The following is a 25,715-nucleotide window of genomic DNA, read 5'->3' on the forward strand; positions in this document are numbered from 1 at the left end:
CCACCTCGACGCGGGAAAGGGCGCATGGCCAGCGACCGATGCGGCGGCGGGGGCGATCKAGCGGGAAGCTCTGTCGGATCCGGTCCGCGTTCGGTAGGGGCCGGAACAACCTCATGTCTCTGGTGCCGGTCGGGCGTGGTCCACAGATACGACGTGACGTGAGGGTCGATCGAGCAGCAGGCGGGCGGTGACATGCTCGCGGTCCGGGACTGGAGATCGTTGATCCAGCCCGCCCGTCGGAGGCTTCAAGGGGGCGAGGTTCGAACAGGGCTCAGCGCCGCCGCGCTTCCGGATAACGACCGCGCGGAGCGATCGGGCTTCGTCGAAACGGTATTCTCTAATTTCTTCCGGACGATGTCCGGCGCTCCGCGGCCCTTTCCATCAGCTCACAGCGAAAGCGTGGGAGCGCGAAGCCGCGTMATCAAAGCCCCTCCCCCTGTGGGGGAGGTGGCCGAAGGCCGGAGGGGGGAGTGATCAGCGGATGGCCACAACCCGGACCGATCCTAAAACTCCCCCCACCRATCGCTGCGCGATCACCTCCCCCACAGGGGGAGGGACGCCCTTGACTTCCGTAGCGAAAGAAAACGAACCTTCGCATGCGAAACAATCCAGGGCCCACAGCGTGACCTCCTACACCGACCTCCTCGCCGCCATGACCCGTACCGACGCCGGCTTCACGGCCCAGGTCACCGACGACTGGCGCCAGGGCCGCACCACCTACGGCGGGCTCAGCGCGGCGCTGTGCGTCGAGGCGGCCCAGCGGACCTTCCCCGACGCTCCGCCCCTTCGTTCGGCCCAATTCGCCTTCGTCGGGCCGGCGGCGGGCGAGCTGGCGATCCAGGTCAGGCCGCTGCGCCAGGGCAAGTCGACCCTGTTCGTCGCCGTCGACCTGGTGGGCGAGCAGGGCGTGGCGACGCACGGCGTGCTGACCTTCGGCGCGGCCCGGGCTTCGGTGGTGGCCTACGGCGAGGTCCCCTGCCCGGCCGTGGCCCCGCCCGAGGCCTGCGACCTCTTCTTCCCCGGCGGGCGCGGCGGTCCCAACTTCACCGGCCAGTTCGAGGTGCGCATGGCCGGCGGGGCGCGGCCGCTGTCGGGCGAGGCTCCGGAATATCTGCTGTGGATCCGGCATCGCGACCCGGCCGCCCGCTCGCTGTCGGCCCTGGTCGCCCTGGCCGACACCCCGCCGCCCCCGGCCATGACCCTGTTCCGGACCTTCGGCCCGATCTCGACCATGACCTGGGCCCTCGACATCGTGGGCTTGCCGGACGCGAACGACGACGGCTGGCGACTGCTGCGCAGCCGGGCGGAAACCATCGCCGACGGCTACTCGACCCAGGAGATGCACCTGTGGGACGCCGCCGGAACGCCGTTGATCGTTGCGCGGCAGAACGTGGCGGTGTTCATCTGAGGACTGGCCAAGTTGGGGGACAACGCGTGACTCGGAAGACCTTGCTGATCGGCGGCGCTATGGCCGCGCTCCTGTCGTGCGCGACGCCTTCGCTGGCGGCCCCGGTCCCTCCAAAGTCGAGCGTCATGGACGCCAAGACGCCGGACGAGTTCCTCAAGTCCCTGGCGGGGCCCCGCGACTTCGACATCATGCCGCGTGGCGGCTCCGTCACCGAGACGCAGGCCAGGCTGAGCCGCGGCAGGTCCACCGCGAACGACGAGGTCCTGTACCTGCTCTGGGCCTATCACATCCACAACCCCAAGCTCCACGCCGTCATCGCCCTGAACCCGCACGCCCTCGCCGACGCCCGGGCGCTGGACGCCGAGCGCCAGGCCGGCAAGGTCCGGGGGCCGCTGCACGGCGTGTCGATCCTGCTGAAGGACAACATCGAAAGCGCCGACGACACGGCCACCACCGCCGGCTCCCTGGCCCTGAAGGACAATGTCACCAACCGCGACGCCCCGCTGGTCAAGCGACTGACCGACGCCGGCATGGTGATCCTGGGCAAGACCAACCTGTCGGAATGGGCCAACATCCGCTCGAACCACTCGATCAGCGGCTGGAGCGCGGTGGGCGGCACGGTTCGCAATCCGTATGTGCTGGACCGCAGCGCCTGCGGCTCGTCCAGCGGTTCGGGCGCGGCGGTGGCGGCCTACCTGGCCCCGGCGGCGATCGGCACCGAGACCGACGGCTCGATCACCTGCCCCGCCGCGATAAACGGCCTGGTCGGCCTCAAGCCCACCGTGGGCCTGGTGTCGCGCACCCACATCGTGCCGATCAGCCACAGCCAGGACACCGCGGGCCCGATGACCCGCACGGTCACCGACGCGGCCCTGGTGCTGACCGCCATCGCCGGCTCGGACCCCGCCGACCCGGCGACCAAGGAGGCCGACGCCCGCAAGACCGACTACGCCAAGGGGTTGTCGAAGGACGCCCTGAAGGGCGTGACCCTGGCCGTCGCCCGCTTCTACACCGGCTATTCGCCGGGCACGGACGCGGTGTTCGAACAGGCGCTGAAGGACCTCAAGGCCCAGGGCGCGACCCTGGTCGACGTGAAGGACTTCGACGAGGGCCCGATCGGCAAGGCCGAGGGCGTGGTGCTGTACACCGAGCTGAAGGTCGACCTGAACGCCTACCTGGCCTCGACCGACCCGGCCAAGGTCAAGACCCGCACGCTGGAGGACCTGATCGCCTTCAACAAGGCGACCCCGAAGGAGCTGGAATGGTTCGGCCAGGAGAGCTTCGAGAAGGCCCAGGCCACCAAAGGCTATGACGATCCGGAGTACATCAAGGCCGCCGCCGACGCCAAGCGCCTTGCGGGTCCGGAGGGCATCGACAAGATCCTGAAGGACACCGGCGCGATCGCCATCGTCGCCCCGACCACCGGCCCGGCCTGGACCATCGATCCGCTGAACGGCGACCACTACGGCGGCTCGTCCACCACCCTGCCCGCCGTGGCCGGCTATCCGCACCTGACCGTGCCGATGGGCGACGTGGGCGGCCTGCCGGTGGGTTTGAGCTTCATCGGTCCGGCCTGGAGCGAGGCGCGGCTGCTGAACCTGGGCTTCGCCTACGAACAGGCGACGCAGAAACGCAAGGACCCGAAGTTCCTGCCGACGGTGGCGCCATAGACGCCCTCTCCCAGAGGGAGAGGGAGGGGCCCGGCCACGAAGCGGTTGGGAGGGTGAGGGGTTACACCCTCACCGATTCCACGCGAAGGCTCTGCCGGCACGCCGACCAACTCAGAACCCCCTCACCCTCCTAAGCTTCGCTTGGGTCCCTCCCTCTCCCCATGGGAGAGGGGTCAAGGTTCAGACCTTCGGCCGGATCTTATCGATCGGCGGCGGAGGCGGCGTCACCCGCGAGATGTCGGGCGACGGGGCCGGCGGCGTGCGCGGGGGCGGATAGTAGCGATGCGCGCAGCCGCACAAGGCCAGGGCCAGGCCGCCCAGGAGCAGGGTCGTCCTCAGCATCCGCCGCGTCCGTCGCCGCGCGGACCCGAGCCCAGCTCGCCTTTCGGCCCGAGGCCCAGCCCCTGGCGGAAGCAGCGGTTGTCGCCGCGCGGGTCCCAATACTGGGTCGAGCCGTCCGGGGCCCGGAACGCCCAGCGTTCGCCGGTCTCGCCGGTGCGGCCGGTGACCTGCATGTCGCCCGGTCCGCTGGAGCTGACGCGATAGGCGTCGCCCGACAGGCGGTCGACGGCGCAGGACTCGGTGACGCCCGGCCGGCTGAGATCGCCGCGCAGGGCGGCCGACGAGCCGGTGTCGCGGTTAAAGGCGCTGACCTCGGTCTGGCCCTTGCCCCCAACGAACACCTGGGTGCCGGTGGCGCGGTCATAGGTCATGACGTCGGGCGCCTCGCCGGTCAGGGGCGCGCCGCAGGGCATGGGACGGCTGGCGGGACCGGTCCCGGCCAGGACCCGGTCCTGGGCCGAGGCGACGCCGACCAGGCTGGTCGAGGCGACCAGGGCGGCCATCAGGCCGACGGCGAGCTTGCTCATCGCGGGGATCCCCCTTGCTGAGGAGTGGACGGGACATAGGGCTGCGGCGAGCCTGGGCCGACCGGTCCGCCGGCCAGGGCGGGCGTGGCGACGTCGGCCGTGACGATCGGCTGGGGCCAGTAGCCGTCGAAGTCCTGGCGAGCCCGGTCGCGGGGCGTACGGAAAAGCTCCGGCCCCTCGAACCACGGCTGGCAGGTCAGCTTGCCGTCGAAATAGCCGGTGATCAGGGCTTCGCAGCCGCCTGGCTTGGCGTAGACGCGGTTGTCGCGGGCCCGCACCTGGGCGCCGTTGTCGGCGAACAGGMCGGCGCGCATCACCCCGGCGATGGCGTTGTCGGCGGCGTAGACCGTGCCCGAACCGGCGTAGATGCCGACGTCGGTGGCTTCCAGCTTGCCGTCCAGCACCCGCAGGTCGGCGTTCTCCAGCACCACGGCCCAGTCGCTGTCGCGGACCACGGGGCGCAGCAGGGTCGTCTCGTCGCCGCCGCCCACATAGATGCCGCGCGAGAAGCCGTCGACATAGAGGCCCTCGATCTGCACCAGCTGCGAGCGGTTCATGCCGGCCAGCACGAAGCCGGCCGAGTTGCGGCTGCGGCTGGAGCCGGTCCAGTCGCCCAGGCGGACGACGCGCATGTCGCGGATGCGGCTGTCGTCGCCGGCCTCGAAGGCCGCGCCGATGGCGGTGGCGGCGACCTCGACATTGTCGGCCATGACCGTGCCGGTCGCCTTGACCACCGCCTGGCGCGTGCGGCCGATGAAGGTGGTGTTGGCGACCTCCAGGCGGCTGTCGCTGAGATCCAGGGCCGAGCCTTCGCCGTCGTAGCGGACGACCACGTCCTTCAGGGCCAGCTCGGTGGCGCGGCCGGTGATGCACGAGTTGGCGCCGGCGCGCATGGCGTCGATGCCCACGCCCTCGATCACCACATAGCCCACGCCCGGGGCGATGCGGATGCAGGGCTGGTCGATCGCCGCCGCCAGGATCGGCCGGCCGCGCGACGGGACATAGCCGTCGACCTCGATGGTCACCGAGCGGGTGATGTTCAGCGAGTCCACGCAGGCCCCGCCGCCGCGCGAACGCAGGGTCAGGGTGCCGCCCTCATAGAGCCGCTCCAGCGCGTCGCTGACCTCGCCCGGATAGGCCCGATCGCAGTCGACGAAGGTGTGATAGCGCCCGCCGCCCCGGCCGTAGCCGCCGTTGCCGTACCCGTAGCGCGGCTTGTACTTGCGGTAGTGTCGGGTTCCGCAGCCCTTGGACAGGTTCGGCTCCAGCAGCAGGCCGAAGCACGGGCGGATCTGCTGGTCGATCTTGGCGTCGGGCGAGCCCGCGACGGCGACCTGCGGCGCGACGCCGAGCGCCAGACCCCAGGCCGCCAGGGCTCCGACGAGCTGACGGGGGCGGATCATCGATAGTCCCTTTCGGCATAGGGCAGAGGCCGCGGCTCACCGGAGGCGCGCGGCGGACGCGAGACCTGGGAGAGCAGTTGCTGCAGACGCCAGACCGACGGCTTGAAGCCGGCCAGGGCGCCGTCCAGCTGGTAGACCACGGCCTTGGCCCGGTCCTGGTCGGCCACGCCCTGCAGGCCCAGCGAGAAGAAGGTCGACATGGCGTACTTGGCCTCGGCCGAGCCCTGGCGTTCGGCCTCCTCGTACCAGTGATAGGCCCGGGCGTAGTCGCGCGGCACGCCCACGCCCTCGGAGTACATGACCGCCAGGACCAGCTGGGCCTTGGACGAGCCGTTGACCGCCGCGTATTGGACGGCCCGCACCTTCTCGATGCCCGACAGGCGGCCGGTGATCGGCCGGCCGATCATGGCCTGGAAGGTCTGGGCGTCGTTGACGCTGAGCATGTGCTCGTCCAGCACCGGCGCCGGGATCACCCGCAGATAGGCCAGGGCCTCGCCGATGTGCACGAACGGCAGTTCGTTCAGCCGTGCCAGGGCCGCTTCCTTGGCGTCGCCCGACGGATCGCTCTCGTCGGAATGCGGCACGCCGCTGTCGGGCGATTCGGGCGGATAGAATTCGTAGGGCGGGATCCAGCGCTTGGCCTTGGTCTCGACGAAGCCGCCGTACGAGGCACGCTGCGGCGACGAGCGCTCGAAGTCCTTCAGCATCACATAGGCCGACACATCGCCGGTCTGCACGGCCAGGTAATTGTACAGATAGGCGTCGACGTCGTTGCGGCGGAACAGGTCCAGGGCGGCCGGCGCGCCCATGCGCTTGGCCGAGCCGTAGGCCTCGATGGCCTGCGGGTTGTCGGACGGCTCGCCGAACGGGCCGAAGAAGCCGTCGTGCATGCGGGCCAGGGCCCGGTAGCCGTCGGCCCCCTGGGTGGAAAGTATGTAGATCACGCGGTTGCGGACCTTCTCGCGTTCCTCGGTCGACATCCGCGACAAAAGACGGTCCAGCGCGCCGTAGGCGGCGTGCCGCTCGAAGGCCCGGCAGTCGTCGAACCTGGACAGCGGTCCCTGGTCCTTGCCGCCGCGACGCTCATAGGCCGCGATCGGCGAATAGCCGCCGGAATTGGCCAGGGCCATGGCGTACCAGACCGCCGCCTCGACCGGATCTTCCAGGTTCTTGTCGACGGCGCGTTGGCCCTCGTAGCGGCGGGCCAGCTCCAGCTGGGCGAAGAAATCGCCGCGGAAGCCGCCCTGGCGCAGCGCGCGGATTTCCTGCTGCTGCTGATTGAACTGGCCGGAAACCCCTTGCGCGGCCTGGGGCCGGGGGCAGGCGCTGGCGCGCTTGTGGAACAGGAAGCTGGGCCCCGTGTCGCAGCCGACGAGCGGAATCACCACGACGGCGACAACAGCCGCCACCGGCACGCGACGGATCAGCGTGGCCCGATGATCGACCAGATACGCCAGCCCACGCTTGAGGGCGGCGAGAGGAGAAACAGCATTGCTGGTCTCGTGCATCGCTCCCCCTCAGCACGCGCGTTAACCATGTTCTACAAGTCACTCATGTGCTTGGCCGTAAGGACTGTCAAGCTCATGGAACGTCGTTCGCGAGACCGTCATGAAAGTGCCCACAGAAGGATTCCCGCCTCAGGGGAATCCCTAGGTTTTCAGTCATGGTGACGCTTGTTTTCGCGGGACTTTGGGTCAAGTCCAGTGGACGGGCCGGAAGGCGGTCAGAGCCGCTCGCGGCGGACCCGGTMGATGGCCTTGAGGACCTCGTCGCGATTCTTGGCCGCCTTGGCCCAAGCCGGCAGGCGCGACACGATCGAGGTGTTGCGGACCCAGATGTCCGGCGCCGGCCTCTCCTCGCGCAGTCCGCCGGACAGATAGCGCTCGAGATAGTCGAGATGGTCTTCGTTCCGGGCGATCAGCGTCCCATGACGCGTCTCGGCCCGCAGGCGCGGCGGGCTGCCCATGAAGGGATCGGCGGGCGTACCGTTGGGTGTCCTCGGTCGCTCTCGGTTCAGTCCGCAGGCTTCGCAGACGAGGCGCCGGGCGGCGAATATCAACTCGCCCTGCCGTTCGACAGGTTCGGTGACCCGGATGACGGCCTTGCCGCCGCAGGCCGGGCAATCGACCACCAACCGATCGGCGAAGCTCCCCGACCAGACGGCGGGAACGCGCGAGCGGTTCGTCTGGCCCATGAAGTCTCCCCCGGTTCGTCGAACCGGCAGACTAGGTGTTCATCCCCAGGAAGGACAGCCGGTCGCGCTGTTCCCGCGTTCCCGGCGTGAAGTACTTCACCGACCAGCTGTCGTCGTCCTTGAGGGCGAAGACCTGGTTGGCCTGCAGCTTCTCGTCCTTGCGCGAGCGGAACCAGTAGTGCTCGAACATCCGCATGAAGTCGGCCACGTAGACGTCGGCCACGGCCGTGTCGCCCCGGAAGACCAGAACGTTCGAGTCATTGCTGACCGTCGAGTTGGTCGAGAAGTTGGCCGAACCCGTGACCAGCACCGGGTCCGGACCGAACGGGTCGGCCAGGATGATCTTGGAGTGCACGTGGATGCCGGCGTGGTGGAAGCTCTCGTCGACCATCAGCCGGTCGCGGTCCAGCTTGCGCTTCTGGAAGTCGGCCAGCTTCAGGCCCTCGTAGGGCTTGGCCACGGCGGCCATGTTGCCGAGGTCGGCGTTCAGCTTGTCGATCTCGCCCTTCGCGCCGTACGAGCCCTCCTTGTCGGCCAGCATGAAGCGCATGGCGCCGTCGGTGGGCGACTGCAGGACGTTGCGGATCCGCTCGTGCAGGGCGAACGGCGCGCTGACCATCAGCACCTTGGCCGTCTTGCAGATGTCGGCATAGAGATCGATCATCGACAGACCGTTCTGCGGCGAGAACAGCGGCGTCGCCCCATGGGCCACCGCATCGCGCGAGGCCGGGACGGGCGTGATCACGTCGTTCTTGGCCTGGGTCTCGTCGATGCTGAGGTCCTGGGTCAGGACCTGGAAGCCCGCCTCGTAGCGCTCGGCCACCGCCGCGTCGTAGACCGCGTGGCCGACGTTCAACTGGCCGTAGATTCCGCCCTCGGTCCAGTTGGTGCCGCCGGTCCACACCGCGATCGGCTTGAGGACGCCCGTCGCGTCCTTCTTCAGCAGCACCAGGTACTTGTTGTGCATGATCGCCGAGCCCTTGGTGCGGGCCGTGGTGGGGAAGGTGACGCCCAGGCTCTGGATCGCGTGCTCGTTCTCGGCCTTCGTGTTGCCGCCGGCTCGGGCGTGATAGACGATGTGCACTTCGGCCCCCCGCCCCTGGGCCTGGATCAGCGCCTTGATCGGGGTGGGCTTCTCGAACTCGTAGATGCAACCGTGCAGGGCGTGGTCGGCCCCATCGGCCTTGGCGATGAAGGCGACCAGCGCTTCCTCCAGCCCGCGCGACAGCCAGGTCAAGGCGTCGGGGATGAGGTCGGGATCGTTGTCGCCGAACCGGTTCACATAGGCCTGGCTGGCCGCAGCGCCACGGTTGAAGAAGACCGAGGTGGCCTCGTTGCGGCAATCCTCGGTGCGCAGCTCCAGGGCCACGCCGCCGGAGATCACGTCGAAGCCGCCGGGGCGTTCGGCCAGCAGGCCCTGGGCGATGATGTCGGCGGGCGTTCCGTAGCGGGCGACCACGCGGTAGCGGTAGAGCCGGCCCGGCTCGGTGGTGTAGTCGCCCCAGCGGAACTTCTGCAGCGGAGCCCGGGCCGTCGTCACCTGCTCGGCGCGCGGGTCGCTCAGGAACCGCAGCGAGTTGGGCAGCCAGCGCCGGTCGCCCGTCTCGACGTCGGTGCGTTCGATGGAAAAGCCCAGGCAGCCGGCCCGCCGTGCGTCGGCGAGATCGAAGGCCAGGAGGACGGCATGGGTCCCCGCGATGATCCTGACCGTCAGGCCGTCCTTCGAAGCTCTCGCGCGCATCGCCCACCCTTCCCGTGATCTTTCGCGGGAGGATGGACGAGACGCACTTTAAAGGCGAGTCATGTTCGATGAACCCCGGTCACCGCCCGGTCGGCATGTCCTTGAAGGCCACGTCCTTGTCGACCCGCACATCGCCGGGCAGGCCCAGGACGCGTTCGGCGATGATGTTCTTGAGGATCTCGTCGGTGCCGCCGGCGATCCGCAGGCCCGGGGCCCACATCAGGCTCTGCTGGAAGGCCGCCTCCATCGGGGCCAGGGCCGGGTCGGTCAGGATCCCGTACTCACCCTCGGCCTCCACGGCGGTGTTGGCCAGGTCCTGCAATTGGTTGGCCGAGATGATCTTGCCGATCGAGCTCTCCGGCCCCGGCGTCTGGCCGCGCGACAGGGCGGTCATGGTCCGGAAGCGGGTGAACTTCAGCCCCTGGGAGTTGACGTACCAGTCGGCCAGCTTCTCGCGGAACGCCTGGTCCTTGAGCGCTGGACCGTTGGCGCCCTGCAGGCCGCGGGCCAGCTCCATCACCTGGCGGTAGTCCGGACCGGCCGAGCCGCCGACGGCCAGGCGCTCATTCATCAGGGTGACCAGGGCCACCTGCCAGCCCTGCCCGACCTCGCCGAGGCGCTGGCTGTCCTTGACCCGCAGGTCGGTGAAATAGACCTCGTTGAACTCGCGGCCGCCCGACATCTGGTGGATCGGCCGGCACTCGACCGCGGCGTCACGCATGTCGATCCAGAACATGGTCAGGCCCTTGTGCTTGGGCACATCGGGATCGGTCCGGGTCAGCAGGATGCCGTAGTCGCAATAGTGGGCGCCGGTGGTCCAGACCTTCTGGCCGTTGATCACCCAGTCGTCGCCGTCCTTGACCGCCCGGGTCCGCAGCGCCGCCACGTCCGAGCCGCCTGCGGGTTCCGAGAACAGCTGGCACCAGATCTCCTCGCCCTTCACGGCCGGCGAGACGAAGCGCTGCTTGGTGGCGTCGTCGGAGAAGGCCATGACGGTGGGCACGCACATGCCCAGGCCGATGGTGAAGTAGCCGTAGGAGACGCCGGCCTTGGCCTCTTCCTGGCCGAAGATCACCGACTGGATCGGCGTGCCGCCGCCCCCGCCGATGGCCGCGGGCCAGGTGATGCAGGCGTAGCCGGCCGCCGCCTTGCGGGCCTGCCAGGCCTTGCCGGCCGCCATGTGCTCGGGCGTGGTGGGCTTGGGATCGCCATGCTCGGCGCGATGGGCGGCGGCGGCCTCGGCCAGCCAGGCGCGGGCCTTCTCGCGATAGGCGGCTTCTTCGGGGGAGTCGTTGAAATCCATGATCTTCAGGTCCCTTAAGCCGCGTTCTTCTTCTCGAGTTCGCTCACCAGCCGCTCCTTCCAGAGCTTGGGCGAGCCGGCCACCAGGCTCAGCTGCCGCGAGCGGCGGTAGTAGAGGTGGCAGTCGACGTCCCAGGTGAAGCCCATGCCGCCGTGCACCTGGACGCTTTCCTTGCTGGCGAACCAGAAGGCGTCCGAAGCGGCGATGCGGGCGGCGGCGGCGGCGGTCGGCAGCTCCGGCGCGTCAACGTTCAGGGCCCAGGCCCCGTAATAGGCGTTGGAGCGGGCGACCTCGTTCTTGACGTACATGTCGGCCAGCTTGTGCTTGATCGCCTGGTATCCGGCGATCGTCCGGCCGAAGGCGTAGCGGCCCAGGGCGTATTCCTTGGCCATCTCCAGGCAGCGGTCGGCCCCGCCCAGTTGCTCGAAGGCCAGCAGCACGGCGGCCCGGTCGAGGATCGCCTGCACCAGCGCGAAGCCCTCCCCCGCCTCGCCCAGCCGGTCGGCGCTGGCGCCGTCGAAGGTCAGGCGGGCCACGCCGCGCGTCGGGTCCAGGCTCTGCAGGGTCTCGACCTTGACGCCGCTGGCCTTCAGATCGACCAGGAACAGTCCGGGACGCCCGCCCTCGTTGGCCAGGACCAGGGCCATGCCGGCCGCGTCGCCGTCGGTGACCGGGATCTTGACGCCCGACAGCTTGCCGCCCTCGACCTTGGCCTGCAGCGACGAGGGGGTGACCACGCCGGGCCCTTCCGAGGTCGCCAGGCAGCCGATCAGCTCGCCGGCGGCGATGCGCGGCAGGACGGCGGCCTTCTGGGCGTCGCTGCCGTGGGCCATCACGGCCTCGGCCAGGACATAGACCGTCGAGGCGAAGGGGATCGGGGCCACGGCGCGGCCCAGCTCCTCGGCGATGGCGCACAGCTCCACCCGCCCCAGGCCCAGGCCGTTGTAGTCCTCGGGAATGGCCGCGCCGAGCCAACCCTGCTCGGCAACGGCGGCCCAGAGACCGTCGTCATAGCTCCTGGCCGGATCGTCGAGCACGCCGCGCACCACCGTCGACGGGCAGCGGGCGGCGAGGAACTTGCGCGCCTCGTCCTTGAGGAACTTCTGATCGTCCGAATAGTCGAAATCCACGAGGATTTCCTCCCTTGGACCGCTCTTGAGGCGGCGTCGGAAAGCACGATGAACGATCGTTCGCCCGAGGGAAAGATTGACCTCGCGTCAAGGATTTCAGGTTCTTATGGCGGCCCCGAACTCAGAGAGAACGTGTGCGTGGCCAAGACCGTCTTCCAGCGGAACCAGAAGGTGTGGGTCGAGAGCGTCGGCGCCTGGGCCACGATCGAGAAGATCGTGCCCGTCTGGGCCAAGGGCTTCGACGAACCCGTGCGCGTCACCTACGACGTCGGCCTGGGCCGCGAGTTCCAGGCCAGCGAGCTGAAGCCGGAAGACCGCATCGACGAGGCCGGCGCGGCGGCCACCGCCAACTGGCGCATCCTGCGGGCCCGCAACAAGTGGCAGCAGGAGAGCGACTGCCTGCACCACCCCTATCCGGGCACCTATCCGGTGGTGGTCACCGATCCCAACGACTGGGGCGGCTGGCGCACGCCGGGCGCCGAATATGATCGCGACCCGCGCAAGATCGAGTTCCAGGCCCGGTTGATCGCCGCCGCGCCGCAGCTACACGCCCTGGCCCGCCAGCTGGTCGAGCTGGCCGCCGACAGCCCCGAGGACGCCCCGCCGGCCCTGGTGGCCCTGGCCCAGCGCGCCTCGGCGATCGAACGGGCCCTCCACGAAGTGCCGGCCGCGGCCGAAGCCGCGCCGGGGGTGGTCGAGGCGGGCTAGGTCGCCTCGATCGTCGGCGCGTCGGGCGCCGGCTTGAAGTTGCCCCGCTTCCACGCCCAGTACAGCACCGCCACCGCCACGGCGGTGCCCACCACCATGGCCGGGACCGAAGCCTCCGGGCCGAAGGGACCGCCGCTCAGCCAGTCGGGCGCGCCGGCCTTGGGCGTGCTGAGATAGAGGCTCTGCTTGACGGGAAGGCCCGACACCCGCGCGCCGAAGATCCAGCCCTGAGTGAAGTTCCACGCCGCGTGCACGCCGATGGACACCCAGAGCCGGCCGGTCAGCAGGTAGAACGAGGCCAGCATCAGGCCGGCCTCGACCGCGATGGCGATCGCCGCGATCGGGCTGGCGTTGGGGTTGCCGAGGTGCGCCAGGCCGAAGAACGCCGCCGACACCGCCAGGGCCGGCCACGCCCCGAAGGCGCGCATCAGCAGCCGCAGCAGGATCGCCCGGAACATCAGCTCCTCGAAGCTGCCCGAGGAGATGGCGACGCCGATCATCTCCCAGGGCGACGCCGCGCGCGGTCCGGTGATCTCGTACAGGCCCGAGAACACCAGCGCCCCGACCACCACGACCATCATCGCCACGCCCAGCCCGACGCCGACCAGCAGTTCCCAGGCGGCCTGCTTCAACGCCAGTTCGCCGGGCCAGCGCGCCTCCGCTCCCTTGGTCAGGAGCGCGTAGAGGCCCAGGGCGGCGACGCTGACCACGGCCGTGAGCAGGGCGCCCGGCGCTGGGGCCATGAAGGCGCGGTCGGGCGAGGTGACGAAGGCTAGAAGGCCGTAGATGAAGCCGAACAGGACGAACAGCGCCGCTCCCCAGCCCAGCGACCGCAACCAGCGCAGCGGCCCGGGATGCAGGACGCGACGCGAGCCGATGTCGAGCCCGGCGACCGACGGCGAAACTTCTGTAGGCGACATGACACGGCTCCCCCGGAACGAGCCTGGAGCCTTGGCGGGTTCGCGTCCGGGTTCAAGTGAAGAACTGTTCAGGCTTGGCGCCCGTCGCCGCCTCCTCTGCCGCCGGGGGCCAGTCACGGCCCGAGCCCGGCCGGCGCAGGCGCCCGTGGGTGGTGAACTCCACCGGCGGCCGTACGACGCCCAGGTCGACCTCGCCGCCCGTGGGCGTCAGCCGCCAGCAGCGCCGCCCCACCCAGATCAGGACCTCCAGCCCGTCGGCCGCCCCTGCCGCGGCCCAGCCGCGCAGGGTGGCCTCGTACGGCGCGCGCCGCCACGCGGTCGGCTGGCTGGGATCGAGCTCGACATTGACGGTCCGCCCGCCCTGCCCCGCGTGCAGCACGAAGCCGCTGCGGTCGGGCCGCCAGGCGTCGTCCAGGCGCTCGTCCAACAGCCAGTCGCAGGCGAAGTCGGCGCAGCCCTGGGGGCGGACCTCGTAGATTCCGCAGCCCTTGTCGCGCTTGTAGTAGCGGCACCAGACGTGCGGAGCCTTCTCAAGCTCCCGCACGCCGATCAGCTTGCAGCATTGGCCGCACGCGCCGCATTCCCGATTGGACATCGCCGCCCCGCTTCCGGTCCGGCCCTCTCTAATCGCTGGCGGCGCGCTCGACTAGAACCGATAGCCGATCCCGCCCGAGACGACCCACGGGTCCAGCTTCACCTTGGACTTCAGGGCCCCGTCATTGATGCTGGCGTCGGTCTCGAACCAGACCTTCTTCACATCGATGTTCAGGCTGTAACGCCCGGTCAGGGCGACATCGGCGCCGGCCTGCAAGGCGTAGCCGAACCCGTCGTCCAGCTTCACCTTGAAGCCGTTCTTGTCCTTGTCGCCGTAGAACAGCATGTAGTTCAGCCCCGCCCCGACATAGGGGCTGAAGCGGGCGGCCGGATAGGGGTGGTACTGCACCGAGACCACCGGCGGCAGCACCCAGGTCTTGTGCACCTCGACATCCGTCCCTGGCCCCACGGCCTTCACGGTGTGCTGGGTCGTGCCGGCGATCACCTCGATGGCGATCTTGTCGGTGACGAAGTAGCTGAGGCCGATCGTCGGCATGACGTCGTCATTGACCTCGGCCTTCAGGCCCGTCGCCGCGCCGCTCGCCGTGAGGATGGGATCGCCGGCCTCTGGACTGACCTGCGTGGCGCGGACATTGAGCATCCAGGCGCCCTTGGCCTTGGGCGTGAAGGCTTCCTGGGCGTGGGCGGTCGAGGCCAGCAGCAGGCCGGCGCCCAGCGCCAGGGCGGTGCGGGTGATGGCGGTCATCGGATATCCCCTTCGTCTCGTGGTCCGGCGTCGGGCGACGCCTTCGCGACAAGGAGATGCGGCGGGATCGTTCCGCCCACTTTGATCCGGAACAAAACCCTACTTTTCGTGCGAGAATTGCGGTCACTACTTATMGCGCCTGGCCCCTCGCCGCCGACGCCGCGTCCGCCTACATTGCCGCCATGCGCACAGACACGCCCCAGCCCGTCCGCCTGTCGGACTACCGCCCATTCCCGTTCACGATCGAGACCACCGCCCTGGAGTTCCAGCTGGAGCCCAGCGCGACCCGGGTCCGGGCGACGCTGGCGATCAAACGCAGCGGCGCGGCGGGCGAGCCGCTGTTCCTGAATGGCGAGCGGCTGCGGCTGGTCTCGGCGGCGATCGACGGCCAGGCGCTGAGCGCCAACGAGTACCGCCTCGACGGCGAGGGCCTGACGATCCACCAGGTCCCGGACAGCTTCACCCTGACCACCGAGGTCGAGATCGACCCGTCGGCCAACAAGGCGCTGATGGGCCTGTACATGTCCGGCGGCCGGTTCTGCACCCAGTGCGAGGCCGAAGGTTTCCGGACCATCACCTTCTTCCCCGACCGGCCGGACGTGCTGAGCCGGTTCACGGCGCGGATCGAGGCCGACAAGGCCTTCGCCCACCTGCTGAGCAACGGCAACCTGCTGGAGTCCGGCGAGCTTCCGGGCGGCCGCCACTTCGCGGTCTGGAACGACCCCTTCCCCAAGCCCGCCTACCTGTTCGCCCTGGTGGCGGGCGAGCTGGACGTGCTGGAGGACAGCTTCGTCACCATGAGCGGCCGCACCGTGGCCCTGAAGGTCTTCGTCGACCCCGGCCAGGCCCCGCGCGCCGCCTACKCCCTGGACGCCCTCAAGCGCTCGATGAAGTGGGACGAGGAGGCGTTCGGCCGCGAATACGACCTGGACCTGTTCATGATCGTCGCCGTGCGCGACTTCAACTTCGGGGCCATGGAGAACAAGGGGCTGAACATCTTCAACAGCAGCCTGCTGCTGGCCCAGCCCGAGACCGCCACCGACATGGACTACGAGCGCATCGAAAGCGTCGTGGCCCACGAATATTTCCACAACTGGACCGGCAACCGGATCACCTGCCGCGACTGGTTCCAGCTGTGCCTGAAGGAAGGCCTGACGGTCTTCCGCGACCAGAGCTTCAGCGCCGACATGCGCGGCGAGGCCGTCCAGCGCATCAAGGACGTGAAGACCCTGCGCGCCCGCCAGTTCGCCGAGGACGCCGGTCCCCTGGCCCACCCGGTGCGTCCGTCCAGCTACCTGAAGATCGACAATTTCTACACGGCCACGATCTACGAGAAGGGCTCCGAGCTGATCCGGATGCTCAAGACGATCCTGGGCGCGGCGACCTTCCGCAAGAGCCTGGACCTCTATTTCGAGCGCCACGACGGCGAGGCGACCACGGTCGAGGCCTTCATCGCCTGCTTCGCCGACGCCTCGGGCCGCGACATGGGCGACTTCTTCGCCTGGTACGAACAGGCCGGCACGCCGGCGGTGTCGCTGACCCACGCCTATGACGAGGCGGCCAAGGCGCTGGAGATCACGCTCACCCAGTCGACCGCCCCGACCAACGGCCAACCGACCAAGCGCCCCCTGCCCGTGCCGGTGACCATCGGCCTGCTGGACGGCGACGGCGCGGTGCTGCGCGACAGCGAAGTGGTGATGCTGGACCAGGCCGCCACGACCGTGCGCTGGCAGGGCGTCGAAAGCGCGCCCGTGATCTCGGCTCTGCGCGGCTTCTCAGCCCCCGTGAACCTGACCACGGACACCCGGCCCGTCGACCGCTACGTGCAGTTCGCCGCCGACCCGGACCTGTTCAACCGCTGGGAAGCCGGCCAGACCCTGGCCCGCGAGCTGATCCTGGGCCGCGCCGCCGGCGCCCCGGACGAGGTCGGCGAGGAGCGCTACGCCGACGCCCTGGGCAAGGCCCTGGTCGACGAGGCCTCGGACCCGGCCTTCAAGGCCCTGCTGCTGGCCCTGCCCACCGAGGGCGACCTCAGCCTGGCCGTCGAGCCGGTCGATCCGGCCGCGATCCACGCGGCGCGCGATCACCTCAAGACCGTCATCGCCGTCCATCTGGGCGACCTGCTGCGGCGGTTGCACGGCGACCTGCAGAGCGGCGGCGAGTTCTCGGCCGACGCCCGGGCGGCCGGCAAGCGCGCCCTGCGCAACGCCTGCTGCGACCTGCTGGCGGCCGACCCGCACGCGGTCAATGTCGAGCGCGTGGTCGGCCACTTCGAGAGCGCCGCCAACATGACCGACGCCATGGGCGGCCTGTCGGCCCTGGTGACGATCGGCGGCCCGCCGGCCGAGAAGGCCCTGACGGCCTTCCACGCTCAGTGGCGGCACGAGCCGCTGGTGCTGGACAAGTGGTTCGCCGCCCAGGCCCGCGATCCCGGCGAAGGCGCGATCGGCCGCATCCTGGCCCTGACCACCCATCCCGACTTCGACGCCGGCAATCCCAACCGCCTGCGGGCCCTGGTCCAGGGCTTCGCCAGCGGCAACCCCGCCCGTTTCCACGACGAGAGCGGCGCCGGCTACAGCTTCCTGGCCGACCAGATCCTGGCGGTGGATGGCTTCAACCCGATGACGGCGGCCCGCCTGGTCGAACCGCTGGGCGCCTGGCGGCGCTATGTCCCCGCTCTGGGCGCACTGATGCGCGAACAGCTGGAGCGGATCCGGGGGCACGAAGGCCTGTCGAAGAACGTGCTGGAACTGGTCTCCCGCGCCCTGGATTGAGGCCTCGACGTCCCGCTGCACGGAGTCTGAGGCGATTCTCCGGCGGACCGGTTGCGACTAAAGGGCTCATGCCCTGTCAAAACCACGGTTCGGCGGTGACGCGCCCCTTCCGCCTGCGGTAGATTCACCATGTCGGCGAAGTGACTCGCCGGAGGCTTTCTGGAGCATTGGGCGTTGGAGCGTGGCGGGGCGAGAACCGGGAGGCTGGCGGGGGCCGGTCTTTCGGCGGCGGGCGCGGCCCGCTCGCGCGCCGCGCGGTCGCCGTCCCAGGCCTATGTGCGCCTGGCCATCCTGGCCGCCCTGCTGCTGCTGGCGATCTACACCGCGTTCGGGATCAACCGGCTGAAGGACGAGGCCAACGCCCCGCCCGGCGGCGCGACCCTGGCCGCCCAGGCCAAGCTGGTAGCCGCCGCCGCCGAGACCAATCTCGCCGCCCAGCGCGCCGGCCTGTCGGCCGCCGCCGACCTGCTGCAGCGCGACCCGAACAATCCGATCGACGCGGCCGAGACCGCCCTGCGCGCCGCCGGCGGCGAAGCCATGGCCGTGGCCGTGGTCGGTCCGGCCGACGTCCTGGCGGTGGCCGGCCGTGACGCCTCGGCCGACTGGAAGACCGTCGCCCGCACCGCCGGCGCCTCGGGCCGCAGTCTGTGGATCGGCGGCGGCGCGGCCGGCCGCCTCTACGTCGCCGTGGCCACGCCGGTCGCCGGCGGGCGCGGCTTCGTCATCGCCTCCAGCGACCCGACCCGCCTGATCGCCGAACCCGCCAAGGGCGCGGCCGGCGCCCTGATGCTGTCCGACGGCCGCATCCTGGCCGGCGGCGGTCGTCCGATCCAGGGCGCGACCAATCTGCGCGAGGCCTTCTCGCTGTCGATCGACGACATCGGCGACGGCGCGGCGGCCCTGCGCGGCCAGGCGGTCGACGGCCAGGCCCTCGACGTCGCCATCCAGCCCCTGGCCCAAGGCGACCTGCTGGCCGCCGCCGCCGCCAAGCCGCGCACCGTGGCCAACATCGACCGCCAGGTCATGGAAGGCGCCTTCTCGCTGCTGGCCCCGCTGGCCGTCGGCATCGCCCTGGCCCTGATGCTGATGCTGCAGAGCCGCCGGGTCGAGACCGCCCAGCAGGAGTTCGTCGACAGCGAGCAGCGCTTCCGCCTGGCCGTCGAGGCCGCCCGCTGCGGCATCTGGGAGTGGGAGCTGAGCGGCGATCAGGTGTTCATGTCCGACGTGACCGGCGCGATGTTCGGCTGGGGCGGCGGCGGCGTGGTGCCGGGACAGGAACTGCTGGACCGCGTTTCGGTCGACCATCGCGACAAGGTCCGCCAGGCCCTGGCCAACGCCGCCACCTACGGCGCCTTCGACGTATCGTTCCGCGTGCCCTCGCGCGACGGCGGCCGGGCCATCTGGATCGACGCCCGCGGCCAGGGCTTCGGCAAGCCCGGCGAGGACGGCTATTCGCGGATCATCGGCGTGGCCCTGGACGTCACCGAGGAGCGCCTGGCCCAGGCCCGCGCCCAGGCCGCCGAGAACCGCCTGCGCGACGCCATCGAGAGCGTGTCGGAAGCCTTCGTCCTCTGGGACCGCCAGGGCCGGCTGCTGATGTGCAACCGCAACTACCGCAACGTCTTCAACCTGGAGCCCAAGCTGCTGAAGCCGGGCGCGCCGCGCCACGAGGTCAACCGCTTCGCCGCCCTGGCCATCAAGCACGACCAGCCTGCCCCCGACGGGGCCAAGGGCGTGCGCGAGGCCGAGCTGAACGACGGCCGCTGGATCCAGATCAGCGAGCGCCGCACGGCCGAAGGCGGCCTGGTGATGACGGCCGCCGACATCACGGCGATCAAGAACCAGGAAGAGGCCCGCCGCCTCAACGAGGAGCAGCTGCAGTACGCCGTCACCGGCCTTGAGCGCAGCCAGGAACAGCTGGCCGAACTGGCCCGCAAGTACGAGATGGAGAAGGTCAAGGCCGAGGGCGCCAACAAGGCCAAGAGCGAGTTCCTGGCCAACATGTCCCACGAGCTGCGCACACCGCTGAACGCCATCAATGGCTTCTCCGAGATCATGATGAACGAGATGTTCGGCCCGCTGGGCGACCAGCGCTACAAGGGCTACAGCCTCGACATCCACAATTCCGGCCAGCACCTGCTGGCCCTGATCAACGACATCCTGGACATGTCGAAGATCGAGGCTGGCAAGATGAACCTGAAGTTCGAGCCGCTGAACCTGGAAGACGTCACCGAGGACGCCGTGCGCCTGGTGCGCAACCGCGCCGAGTCCGCCGGCCTGAAGCTGGAGATCGACTTCCCGCCCCTGCCCGAGGTCGAGGCCGACTATCGCGCGGTCAAGCAGGTGCTGCTGAACCTGCTGTCCAACGCCATCAAGTTCACGCCCCGCGCCGGCCGCGTCACGGTCCGCGCCGAGGTGCGCCGCGACCCGCTGGGCGAGCGCGTGAAGGTTTCGGTCACCGACACCGGAATCGGCATCGCGCCCGAGGACCTGGCCCGCCTGGCCAAGCCCTTCGAGCAGGTCGAGAGCCAGCACTCCAAGACCACCCAGGGCACCGGCCTGGGCCTGGCCCTGACCAAGTCCCTGGTCGAGATGCACGACGGCGCGCTGGAGATGACCTCCACCCCCGGCGAAGGCACCACGGTCAGCTTCGTCCTGCCGATCAACCAGAGCGGCCTGTCGTCGCTGCGCGACTTCGCGGCGGCCTAGGTCCGCCGCCAGGCCAGCATGTGCGGATACCCGCGCAGACCGGCCGCCTTGGCGCGGTGCGGTTCATGGGTCAGGCCCCACATGGCCAGCATCGGCACGCCGACATAGCCGCCCTCGGCGAAGTTCTCGATCAGCGCCCTGGCCCCGCCGCGATAGCCGCCGGCGTGGAACAGGATCTCCGGCGCGAGTCCCAGCTCCAGCGCCGCCGCGTAGGACCAGGCGATGGCCGCCATTTCCTCGCCCGGATCGTCGGACACCCCCTCGTCCGGCCKGGCCGGATCGCCGACGGCGACATGGCCGGCCTCGTGCAGAAGGTCGCCGGGCCAGGCCAGGCGCGCGGGGTCCACCCGCAGCCGGCCCGCCGCGACGTCTATACCGGGCAGGAAGGTGTCGCCGTCCAACACGGCGACGTCCACCGCGATGCCGACGGCGCGCAGGAACGCGACGATGCGACCGACCAGCGGATCAGCGAAGTCATCGACCATGATCTCGGCCGCCCCCGGCGTCGCCATCGCGTCCCTCCCGTGCGATCCGGATCAAAGCCGCTCCGCCCCGGCCCGTAAACCTGGTCGGAAAAATGGGGTGCGCACGAAAGGCTTTGGGCGGACGTTCCGCGAACGGCCGAAGCGGCCGAACGTCGGATACCGCCCATGACCTTCCGCCCCCTCCCCGCCCTGGCCCTGAGCGCCCTTCTGCTTTGCGGCGCCGCTCAGGCCGCCGTCGTCGGGACCAACACCCCGGCCCAGGCGATCAGCGCCGCGCGCATCGACGCCCTCCCCGCAAAGGACCGCGAGGCCTGGAAGGCCTATCTGGCCCGCTCGGACAAGCAGGAGCAGGCCGACCGCGCCGCCCTGGCCGCCGAGCTGAAGCCCGGCCAGCCGACGCCCCCGCCGCCCGCGGAAGGCCCCGGCGGCCCCAAGGCCATGCCGCTGGACCGCGACACGGCCTGGTACGCCACGCCAGAGGCCCGCCACGTGGCCGACGTCATCGTCAGCTTCCAGACCCCGGCCGGCGGCTGGAGCAAGAACCAGCCGCGCACCGGCGCCCTGCGCCAGCCGGGTCAGCCCTACGCCCCCGACAACGTCTCCAAGTACCTGGCAGCCGGAGACTTCGACACGCCGCGCGACCCGCACTGGAACTATGTCGGCACGCTGGACAACGACGCCACGATCACCGAGCTGCGCTTCCTGGCCCGCGTGGCCGGCCAGGCGCCCGGCAAGGACGGCGACGCCTGGCGCGCCAGCTTCCTGCGCGGCGCGCGCTACCTGCTGGCCGCCCAATTCCCGAACGGCGGCTGGCCCCAGGTCTGGCCGCTGGAAGGCGGCTATCACGACGCCGTCACCTACAACGACAACGCCGTCACCGAGGCCGCCTCGCTGCTGACCGACGTGTCCAAGGGCCAGGGCGACTACGCCTTCGCGCCGGCCGACCTGCGCAAGCAGGCGGGCGCCGCCGCCGATCGCGCGGTGGCCTGCGTGCTGGCCACCCAGGTGGTGGTCGACGGCAAGCGCACGATCTGGGCCCAGCAGCATGACGCCCTGACCCTGAAGCCCGTCGCGGGCCGCAACTTCGAGCCGGCCGAACTGTCGACCGAGGAGAGCGCCGACCTGCTGGTCTATCTGATGAGCCTGCCCGATCCCTCGCCCGCCCTGGTCAAGGCCGTGCACGCCGGCGCCGACTATCTGGCCGCGCACGCGATCCAGGACCAGGCCTGGACCGGCGGCAAAGACACCGAAGGCGGCCGCCGCCTGACGCCCAAGCTGGGCGCCGGCCCGCTCTGGGCCCGCTACTACGCCGCCGCCACGGGCAAGCCGGTCTTCGGCGACCGCGACAAGACCATCCACGACGACGTCAACGAGCTGACCCTCGAGCGCCGGAATGGCTACGCATGGTTCAACACCAGCCCAAAAAAGGCGCTGGATGCTTACGCCGTCTGGAAAAAGGCCCATCCGCCGGCCCGTTGAGGCGGCGTCACAAACCCGTCGTCGAACCCACGTCGAAGCGTCGCAGGCTTGCCCTAACACCCCGGACCTTCAACGCCCGTAGAGGGCTGAGGTCGGAGGGGGTCTTCCATGTCTGTGAAACTGCACCGCCAGGCGCTGCTGGCGGCCTGTGCATTTGGCGTCCTGGCGATCGCCGCCCCGGCCTTGGCCGCGCCGGCCGACACGGCCGCCTCGCCCGCCGCTAACGCCGCCGATCCGGCCGCCGCCGACGACGCGGCGGTCGAGGGCCTGGTGGTGACCATGACCAAGACCACGCGCTCGGCCGTGACCCTGGGCGCCGTCGAGATGCAGAAGATCCTGCCGGGCATCAACCCGCTGGGCGCCATCCAGACCCTGCCGGGCGTCTCGTACCAGACCGCCGATCCGTGGGGGAACAACGAGCAGAACACCTCGCTGTTCGTGCACGGCTTCAGCATCCAGCAGCTGGGCTTCACCCTGGACGGCGTGCCGCTGGGCGACCAGCAGTACGGCAACTACAACGGCCTTTCGCCCCAGCGCGCCGTGATCAGCGAGAACGTCAGCCGCGTGATCCTGTCGTCGGGCGCCGGCGACCTGGGCGTGGCCTCGACCAGCAACCTGGGCGGCGCGATCGAGACCTTCACGCGCGACCCGCTGGCCGAGCGCGGCGGCCAGTACAACCAGACCCTGGGCAGCTACGCGGCCAACCGCATGTACCTGCGCCTGGAGACCGGCGACCTGGGCGGCGGCAACTCGGGCTACGTCTCGTTCCTGCACCAGGACCAGCGCGCCTGGGACTTCCAGGCCCACCAGCGCGGTAACCAGTTCAACGGCAAGTTCGTGCACGATGGCGAACGCGGCAAGCTGACCCTCTTCGCCGACTACTCCAAGAAGGTCGAGCCGAACGAGGACTCGATCGTCCACCCCAACGTCGGCACCAACGTCCACACCGCCAGCGACCAGTCGACGCCCTACACCCGCCCGTTCCTCTATCCGGACTATGACGGGGCCCTGGCCTATCTCTCGAACGCGGGCGCGCCCCCGGCCTCGGCGGGCAACAACTTCCGCAACTACCACAGCGCCGCCCAGCGCATGGATGCGCTGGCCTACGTCAAGTACGACTACAAGATCGCCGACAACGTCACCTGGTCGAACCAGGTCTATTTCCACCACGACGAAGGCCGCGGCGTGGTCGCCGGCCCGATCAACCAGGCCGGCCTGCCCGCCCTGTTCGCGGTCTACTATCCCAACCAGGACCTGAAGACGGTGTTCGGCGGCACCGGCTACGCCGTGCGCACCACCGAATACCTGATCAATCGCGGCGGCTTCATCTCGAACGCCGACTGGACCCTGGGCGACCACCAGATCCAGGCCGGCCTCTGGTACGAGCACAACAAGTCGTCGACCCAGCGCGCCTGGTATCCCTTCGCCGCCTCGTCGACCGACCTGACGCCGTACGACATCCCGACCAACAAGAACTTCACGCAGTACGCCAGCCAGATCAACAACGACGTCGTCCAGCTGCACGTGCAGGACCAATGGCGAATCCGCCCCGACCTGCTGCTGCAGGCCGGCGTGAAGTCCAGCCTGCAGTTCGCCGAAGGCACGGTGCCGATCCAGCAGAAGAACGCCCCGACCAACACCAACCCGACCTTGCTGCCGAGCGGCGAGATCGACACCAAGGAGTGGTTCCTGCCGCAGGTGGGCGCGATCTGGGACGCCACCGAGAACGAGCAGCTGTTCGTCAACATCCAGAAGAACCTGCGCCAGTTCGTGACCTACGGCGCGGGCGGCCTGTCGCCCTGGAGCCTGGGCAGCCAGGCCGCGTTCGACCTGTTCAAGCAGACCGCCAAGCCCGAAACGGCCTGGACCTACGAACTGGGCCTGCGCTCGCACCACGAGCTGACCGCCGGCCCGATCACCGGCTTCCAGGTGCAGGCCAGCGTCTATCACGTCGACTTCTCGAACCGCCTGCTGCAGACCAGCGCCACGCCGGTGATCTCGTCGCTGGTGGCCGGCGCGGCGATCCTGTCGAACGTGGGCAGCGTCAAGACCGACGGCGTCGACATCGCCGCCACCTTCAACTTCGGCTCGCACTTCTCGTTCTACGACGCGGTGTCCTACAACCGCTCGAAGTACCAGGACGACTACGCCACGCGCAGCTACGTCAACACGGCCGGCCAGACGGTGACCAACACCACCGACCCGACCAAGCCGGTCATGGTGCCGACGGCCGGCAAGTCGGTGCCCAATTCGCCCGAGTGGCTGAACAAGTTCGTGGCCAGCGCCCACTTCGGGTCGTTCGACGCCCAGCTGGTCGGCGACTATGTCGGCAAGCGTTTCGCGACCTATACAAACGACCTCAGCGTCGACAGCTACTTCCTGCTGGGCCTGCAGGCGTCCTACACGTTCCAGACCCCGACGAGCTCGGTGTTCAAGAACCCCAAGATCAGCCTGAACGTCACCAACCTGGCCGACGAGAAGGGCGACCTGGAGGTCGTCGTCGGCCAGCCGACCAACACCTACAACACCTATCCGATCCCGCCCCGGCAGTACTTCATCACCCTGTCGACGGCGTTCTAGGGCTGAGCGACCCGCCGCGGGTTTCCTCCCCTTCCTGTCGGCGGGCCACGCTCGCGTCGAGCGCCCCGGACCCCGCGTCCGGGGCGCTTTTCGTTCGTGGGCCAAGATACTTAGTCGATCGGCAAAGTATCTCTTGACGACGCCGGCGCCTGGAAATACTAAGGCACATGACTAACCAACAGCCCTCGCTCGACCTGATGTTCCAGGCCCTGGCCGATCCCAGCCGGCGCAGCATCGTCGAGCGGCTGTGCGCCGGCCCGGCCTCGGTCAGCGAACTGGCCCAGCCCCTGGCCATGTCCCTGCCCTCCGTCATGCAGCACCTGCAGCTGCTGGAGGGCAGCGGCCTGATCCGTTCGGAGAAGGTGGGCCGGGTGCGGACCTGCCGCCTGGAACCGGAGGCGCTGAGCGCGGCGGAAACCTGGATCAACCAACGCCGCATGCTGATGAACCGTCGCCTGGACGCCCTGGGGGAGTACCTCCGCGCCACGGCGCACGAAGACGATGCCTGAACCCCGCCTCGAGAGGAAACGACCATGACCGAACGCTCCGTCGTCCACGCCACCTTCGTCATCGACCGGGTCTATGAGGCCACCCCCGCGCGGGTGTTCCGGGCCTTTTCCAATTCGGAGATCCGCCATCGCTGGTTCGTGCGGTCGGAAGGCTGGCCGAGGGCCGAGTACAGCTACGACTTCCGGGTTGGCGGCCAGGAGCGCGGCGACTTCAGCCCCGACGGCAAGATGAACATCATCAACGAGACCACCTATTGGGACATCGTGCCCGACGCCCGGATCATCTTCGCCTACGCCATGTACATCGACGGTAATCGCATCTCGGTGTCGGTGGCGACGGTGGAGATCAAGGCCGACCCGAAGGGCGCGAGGCTGACCTACACCGAACAGGGCGCGTTCCTGGACGGCTACGACTTCCCGGCCCAGCGCGAGCAAGGCTGCCGCGAACTGTACGACCTGCACCTGGCCAAGGAGCTGGAGCGCGAGGACGCCACGGCCTAGCCGCCCAGCCCCGCCCTGGACCCAATACCAAT

General features: G+C 69.6%; 21 protein-coding genes. 9 read left to right on the forward strand and 12 right to left on the reverse strand.

The window, feature by feature from the left end:
• Window positions 1–622 precede the first annotated feature (622 nt).
• Both AC1U89_RS19270 and AC1U89_RS19275 read left to right on the forward strand, forming a co-directional pair.
• Complete coding sequence (locus tag AC1U89_RS19270) at window positions 623–1,408, forward strand: thioesterase family protein (protein WP_479901266.1); 786 nt, start codon at window positions 623–625, stop codon at window positions 1,406–1,408.
• A gap of 26 nt (window positions 1,409–1,434) precedes the next feature.
• Window positions 1,435–3,078, forward strand: coding sequence for an amidase (locus AC1U89_RS19275; protein ID WP_479901267.1), 1,644 nt, complete (start codon window positions 1,435–1,437; stop codon window positions 3,076–3,078).
• A gap of 180 nt (window positions 3,079–3,258) precedes the next feature.
• Here the strand turns inward: AC1U89_RS19275 and AC1U89_RS19280 are convergent, their stop codons facing one another.
• The 8 genes from AC1U89_RS19280 to AC1U89_RS19315 all read right to left on the reverse strand — a co-directional run bounded on the left by AC1U89_RS19280 (window position 3,259) and on the right by AC1U89_RS19315 (window position 11,718).
• A complete protein-coding gene (locus AC1U89_RS19280; protein ID WP_479901268.1) occupies window positions 3,259–3,420 on the reverse strand; it encodes a hypothetical protein in 162 nt (53 codons plus the stop codon).
• Window positions 3,414–3,947 (reverse strand): hypothetical protein, encoded by a 534-nt coding sequence (locus AC1U89_RS19285; RefSeq protein ID WP_479901269.1) that lies wholly within the window; start codon window positions 3,945–3,947, stop codon window positions 3,414–3,416. Before AC1U89_RS19285 ends, AC1U89_RS19280 begins: the two co-directional genes overlap by 7 nt.
• Entirely contained in the window at window positions 3,944–5,350 is a 1,407-nt protein-coding gene (locus tag AC1U89_RS19290; RefSeq protein ID WP_479901270.1) for a hypothetical protein, read from the reverse strand. Before AC1U89_RS19290 ends, AC1U89_RS19285 begins: the two co-directional genes overlap by 4 nt.
• The gene (locus tag AC1U89_RS19295) at window positions 5,347–6,858 is read right to left on the reverse strand and encodes a tetratricopeptide repeat protein (protein WP_479901271.1); all 1,512 of its coding nucleotides are present in this window, start codon (window positions 6,856–6,858) and stop codon (window positions 5,347–5,349) included. The genes AC1U89_RS19290 and AC1U89_RS19295 overlap by 4 nt, the downstream gene beginning before the upstream one ends.
• A 215-nt stretch (window positions 6,859–7,073) precedes the next feature.
• Window positions 7,074–7,544 (reverse strand): hypothetical protein, encoded by a 471-nt coding sequence (locus AC1U89_RS19300; RefSeq protein WP_479901272.1) that lies wholly within the window; start codon window positions 7,542–7,544, stop codon window positions 7,074–7,076.
• Window positions 7,545–7,575: 31 nt separating this feature from the next.
• Window positions 7,576–9,285, reverse strand: coding sequence for a phospholipase D-like domain-containing protein (locus AC1U89_RS19305; RefSeq protein ID WP_479901273.1), 1,710 nt, complete (start codon window positions 9,283–9,285; stop codon window positions 7,576–7,578).
• Between the two features lie 79 nt (window positions 9,286–9,364).
• Window positions 9,365–10,588, reverse strand: a complete 1,224-nt coding sequence (locus tag AC1U89_RS19310; RefSeq protein ID WP_479901274.1) for an acyl-CoA dehydrogenase family protein — start codon at window positions 10,586–10,588, stop codon at window positions 9,365–9,367.
• Between the two features lie 14 nt (window positions 10,589–10,602).
• The gene (locus tag AC1U89_RS19315) at window positions 10,603–11,718 is read right to left on the reverse strand and encodes an acyl-CoA dehydrogenase family protein (RefSeq protein WP_479901275.1); all 1,116 of its coding nucleotides are present in this window, start codon (window positions 11,716–11,718) and stop codon (window positions 10,603–10,605) included.
• A 138-nt stretch (window positions 11,719–11,856) separates the two neighbouring features.
• Here AC1U89_RS19315 and AC1U89_RS19320 point away from each other — a divergent pair, with 138 nt between their 5' ends.
• On the forward strand, window positions 11,857–12,426 hold the full coding sequence (locus AC1U89_RS19320) for a hypothetical protein (RefSeq protein ID WP_029915509.1): 570 nt from the start codon (window positions 11,857–11,859) through the stop codon (window positions 12,424–12,426).
• On the opposite strand, the gene AC1U89_RS19325 is transcribed toward AC1U89_RS19320, so the two are convergent.
• From AC1U89_RS19325 to AC1U89_RS19335, 3 genes are read right to left on the reverse strand one after another with little or no spacing between them, the layout of a single operon-like run.
• Entirely contained in the window at window positions 12,423–13,346 is a 924-nt protein-coding gene (locus tag AC1U89_RS19325; protein WP_479901276.1) for a CPBP family intramembrane glutamic endopeptidase, read from the reverse strand. The two genes, AC1U89_RS19320 and AC1U89_RS19325, sit on opposite strands and share 4 nt — an antisense overlap.
• A gap of 52 nt (window positions 13,347–13,398) precedes the next feature.
• Window positions 13,399–13,941: a YkgJ family cysteine cluster protein gene (locus AC1U89_RS19330; protein ID WP_479901277.1), complete on the reverse strand. Its 543-nt coding sequence runs from the start codon at window positions 13,939–13,941 to the stop codon at window positions 13,399–13,401.
• A 51-nt stretch (window positions 13,942–13,992) separates the two neighbouring features.
• Window positions 13,993–14,646 carry an OmpW/AlkL family protein gene (locus AC1U89_RS19335; protein ID WP_479901278.1) on the reverse strand — a complete coding sequence of 218 codons (654 nt, stop codon included), beginning with the start codon at window positions 14,644–14,646 and terminating at the stop codon, window positions 13,993–13,995.
• A 182-nt stretch (window positions 14,647–14,828) separates the two neighbouring features.
• On the opposite strand from AC1U89_RS19335, the gene pepN reads away from it, so the two are divergent.
• Both pepN and pleC read left to right on the forward strand, forming a co-directional pair.
• Window positions 14,829–17,420, forward strand: a complete 2,592-nt coding sequence (pepN, locus tag AC1U89_RS19340; RefSeq protein WP_479901279.1) for an aminopeptidase N — start codon at window positions 14,829–14,831, stop codon at window positions 17,418–17,420.
• Window positions 17,421–17,594: 174 nt separating this feature from the next.
• Entirely contained in the window at window positions 17,595–20,129 is a 2,535-nt protein-coding gene (gene pleC / locus AC1U89_RS19345; protein ID WP_479901280.1) for a cell cycle histidine kinase PleC, read from the forward strand.
• Here the strand turns inward: pleC and AC1U89_RS19350 are convergent.
• The gene (locus tag AC1U89_RS19350) at window positions 20,126–20,641 is read right to left on the reverse strand and encodes a hypothetical protein (protein WP_479901281.1); all 516 of its coding nucleotides are present in this window, start codon (window positions 20,639–20,641) and stop codon (window positions 20,126–20,128) included. The two genes, pleC and AC1U89_RS19350, sit on opposite strands and share 4 nt — an antisense overlap.
• A 138-nt stretch (window positions 20,642–20,779) precedes the next feature.
• On the opposite strand from AC1U89_RS19350, the gene pelA reads away from it, so the two are divergent.
• From pelA to AC1U89_RS19370, 4 genes are all read left to right on the forward strand, one after another.
• Window positions 20,780–22,093, forward strand: coding sequence for a pectate lyase (gene pelA, locus AC1U89_RS19355; RefSeq protein ID WP_479901282.1), 1,314 nt, complete (start codon window positions 20,780–20,782; stop codon window positions 22,091–22,093).
• Between the two features lie 108 nt (window positions 22,094–22,201).
• Window positions 22,202–24,673: a TonB-dependent receptor gene (locus tag AC1U89_RS19360; protein WP_479901283.1), complete on the forward strand. Its 2,472-nt coding sequence runs from the start codon at window positions 22,202–22,204 to the stop codon at window positions 24,671–24,673.
• 167 nt (window positions 24,674–24,840) lie between these two features.
• A complete protein-coding gene (locus AC1U89_RS19365; RefSeq protein WP_029915487.1) occupies window positions 24,841–25,182 on the forward strand; it encodes an ArsR/SmtB family transcription factor in 342 nt (113 codons plus the stop codon).
• Between the two features lie 24 nt (window positions 25,183–25,206).
• On the forward strand, window positions 25,207–25,683 hold the full coding sequence (locus tag AC1U89_RS19370; RefSeq protein WP_479901284.1) for an SRPBCC family protein: 477 nt from the start codon (window positions 25,207–25,209) through the stop codon (window positions 25,681–25,683).
• Window positions 25,684–25,715 lie beyond the last annotated feature (32 nt).

The organism is Caulobacter sp. 05T431 (assembly GCF_056665975.1).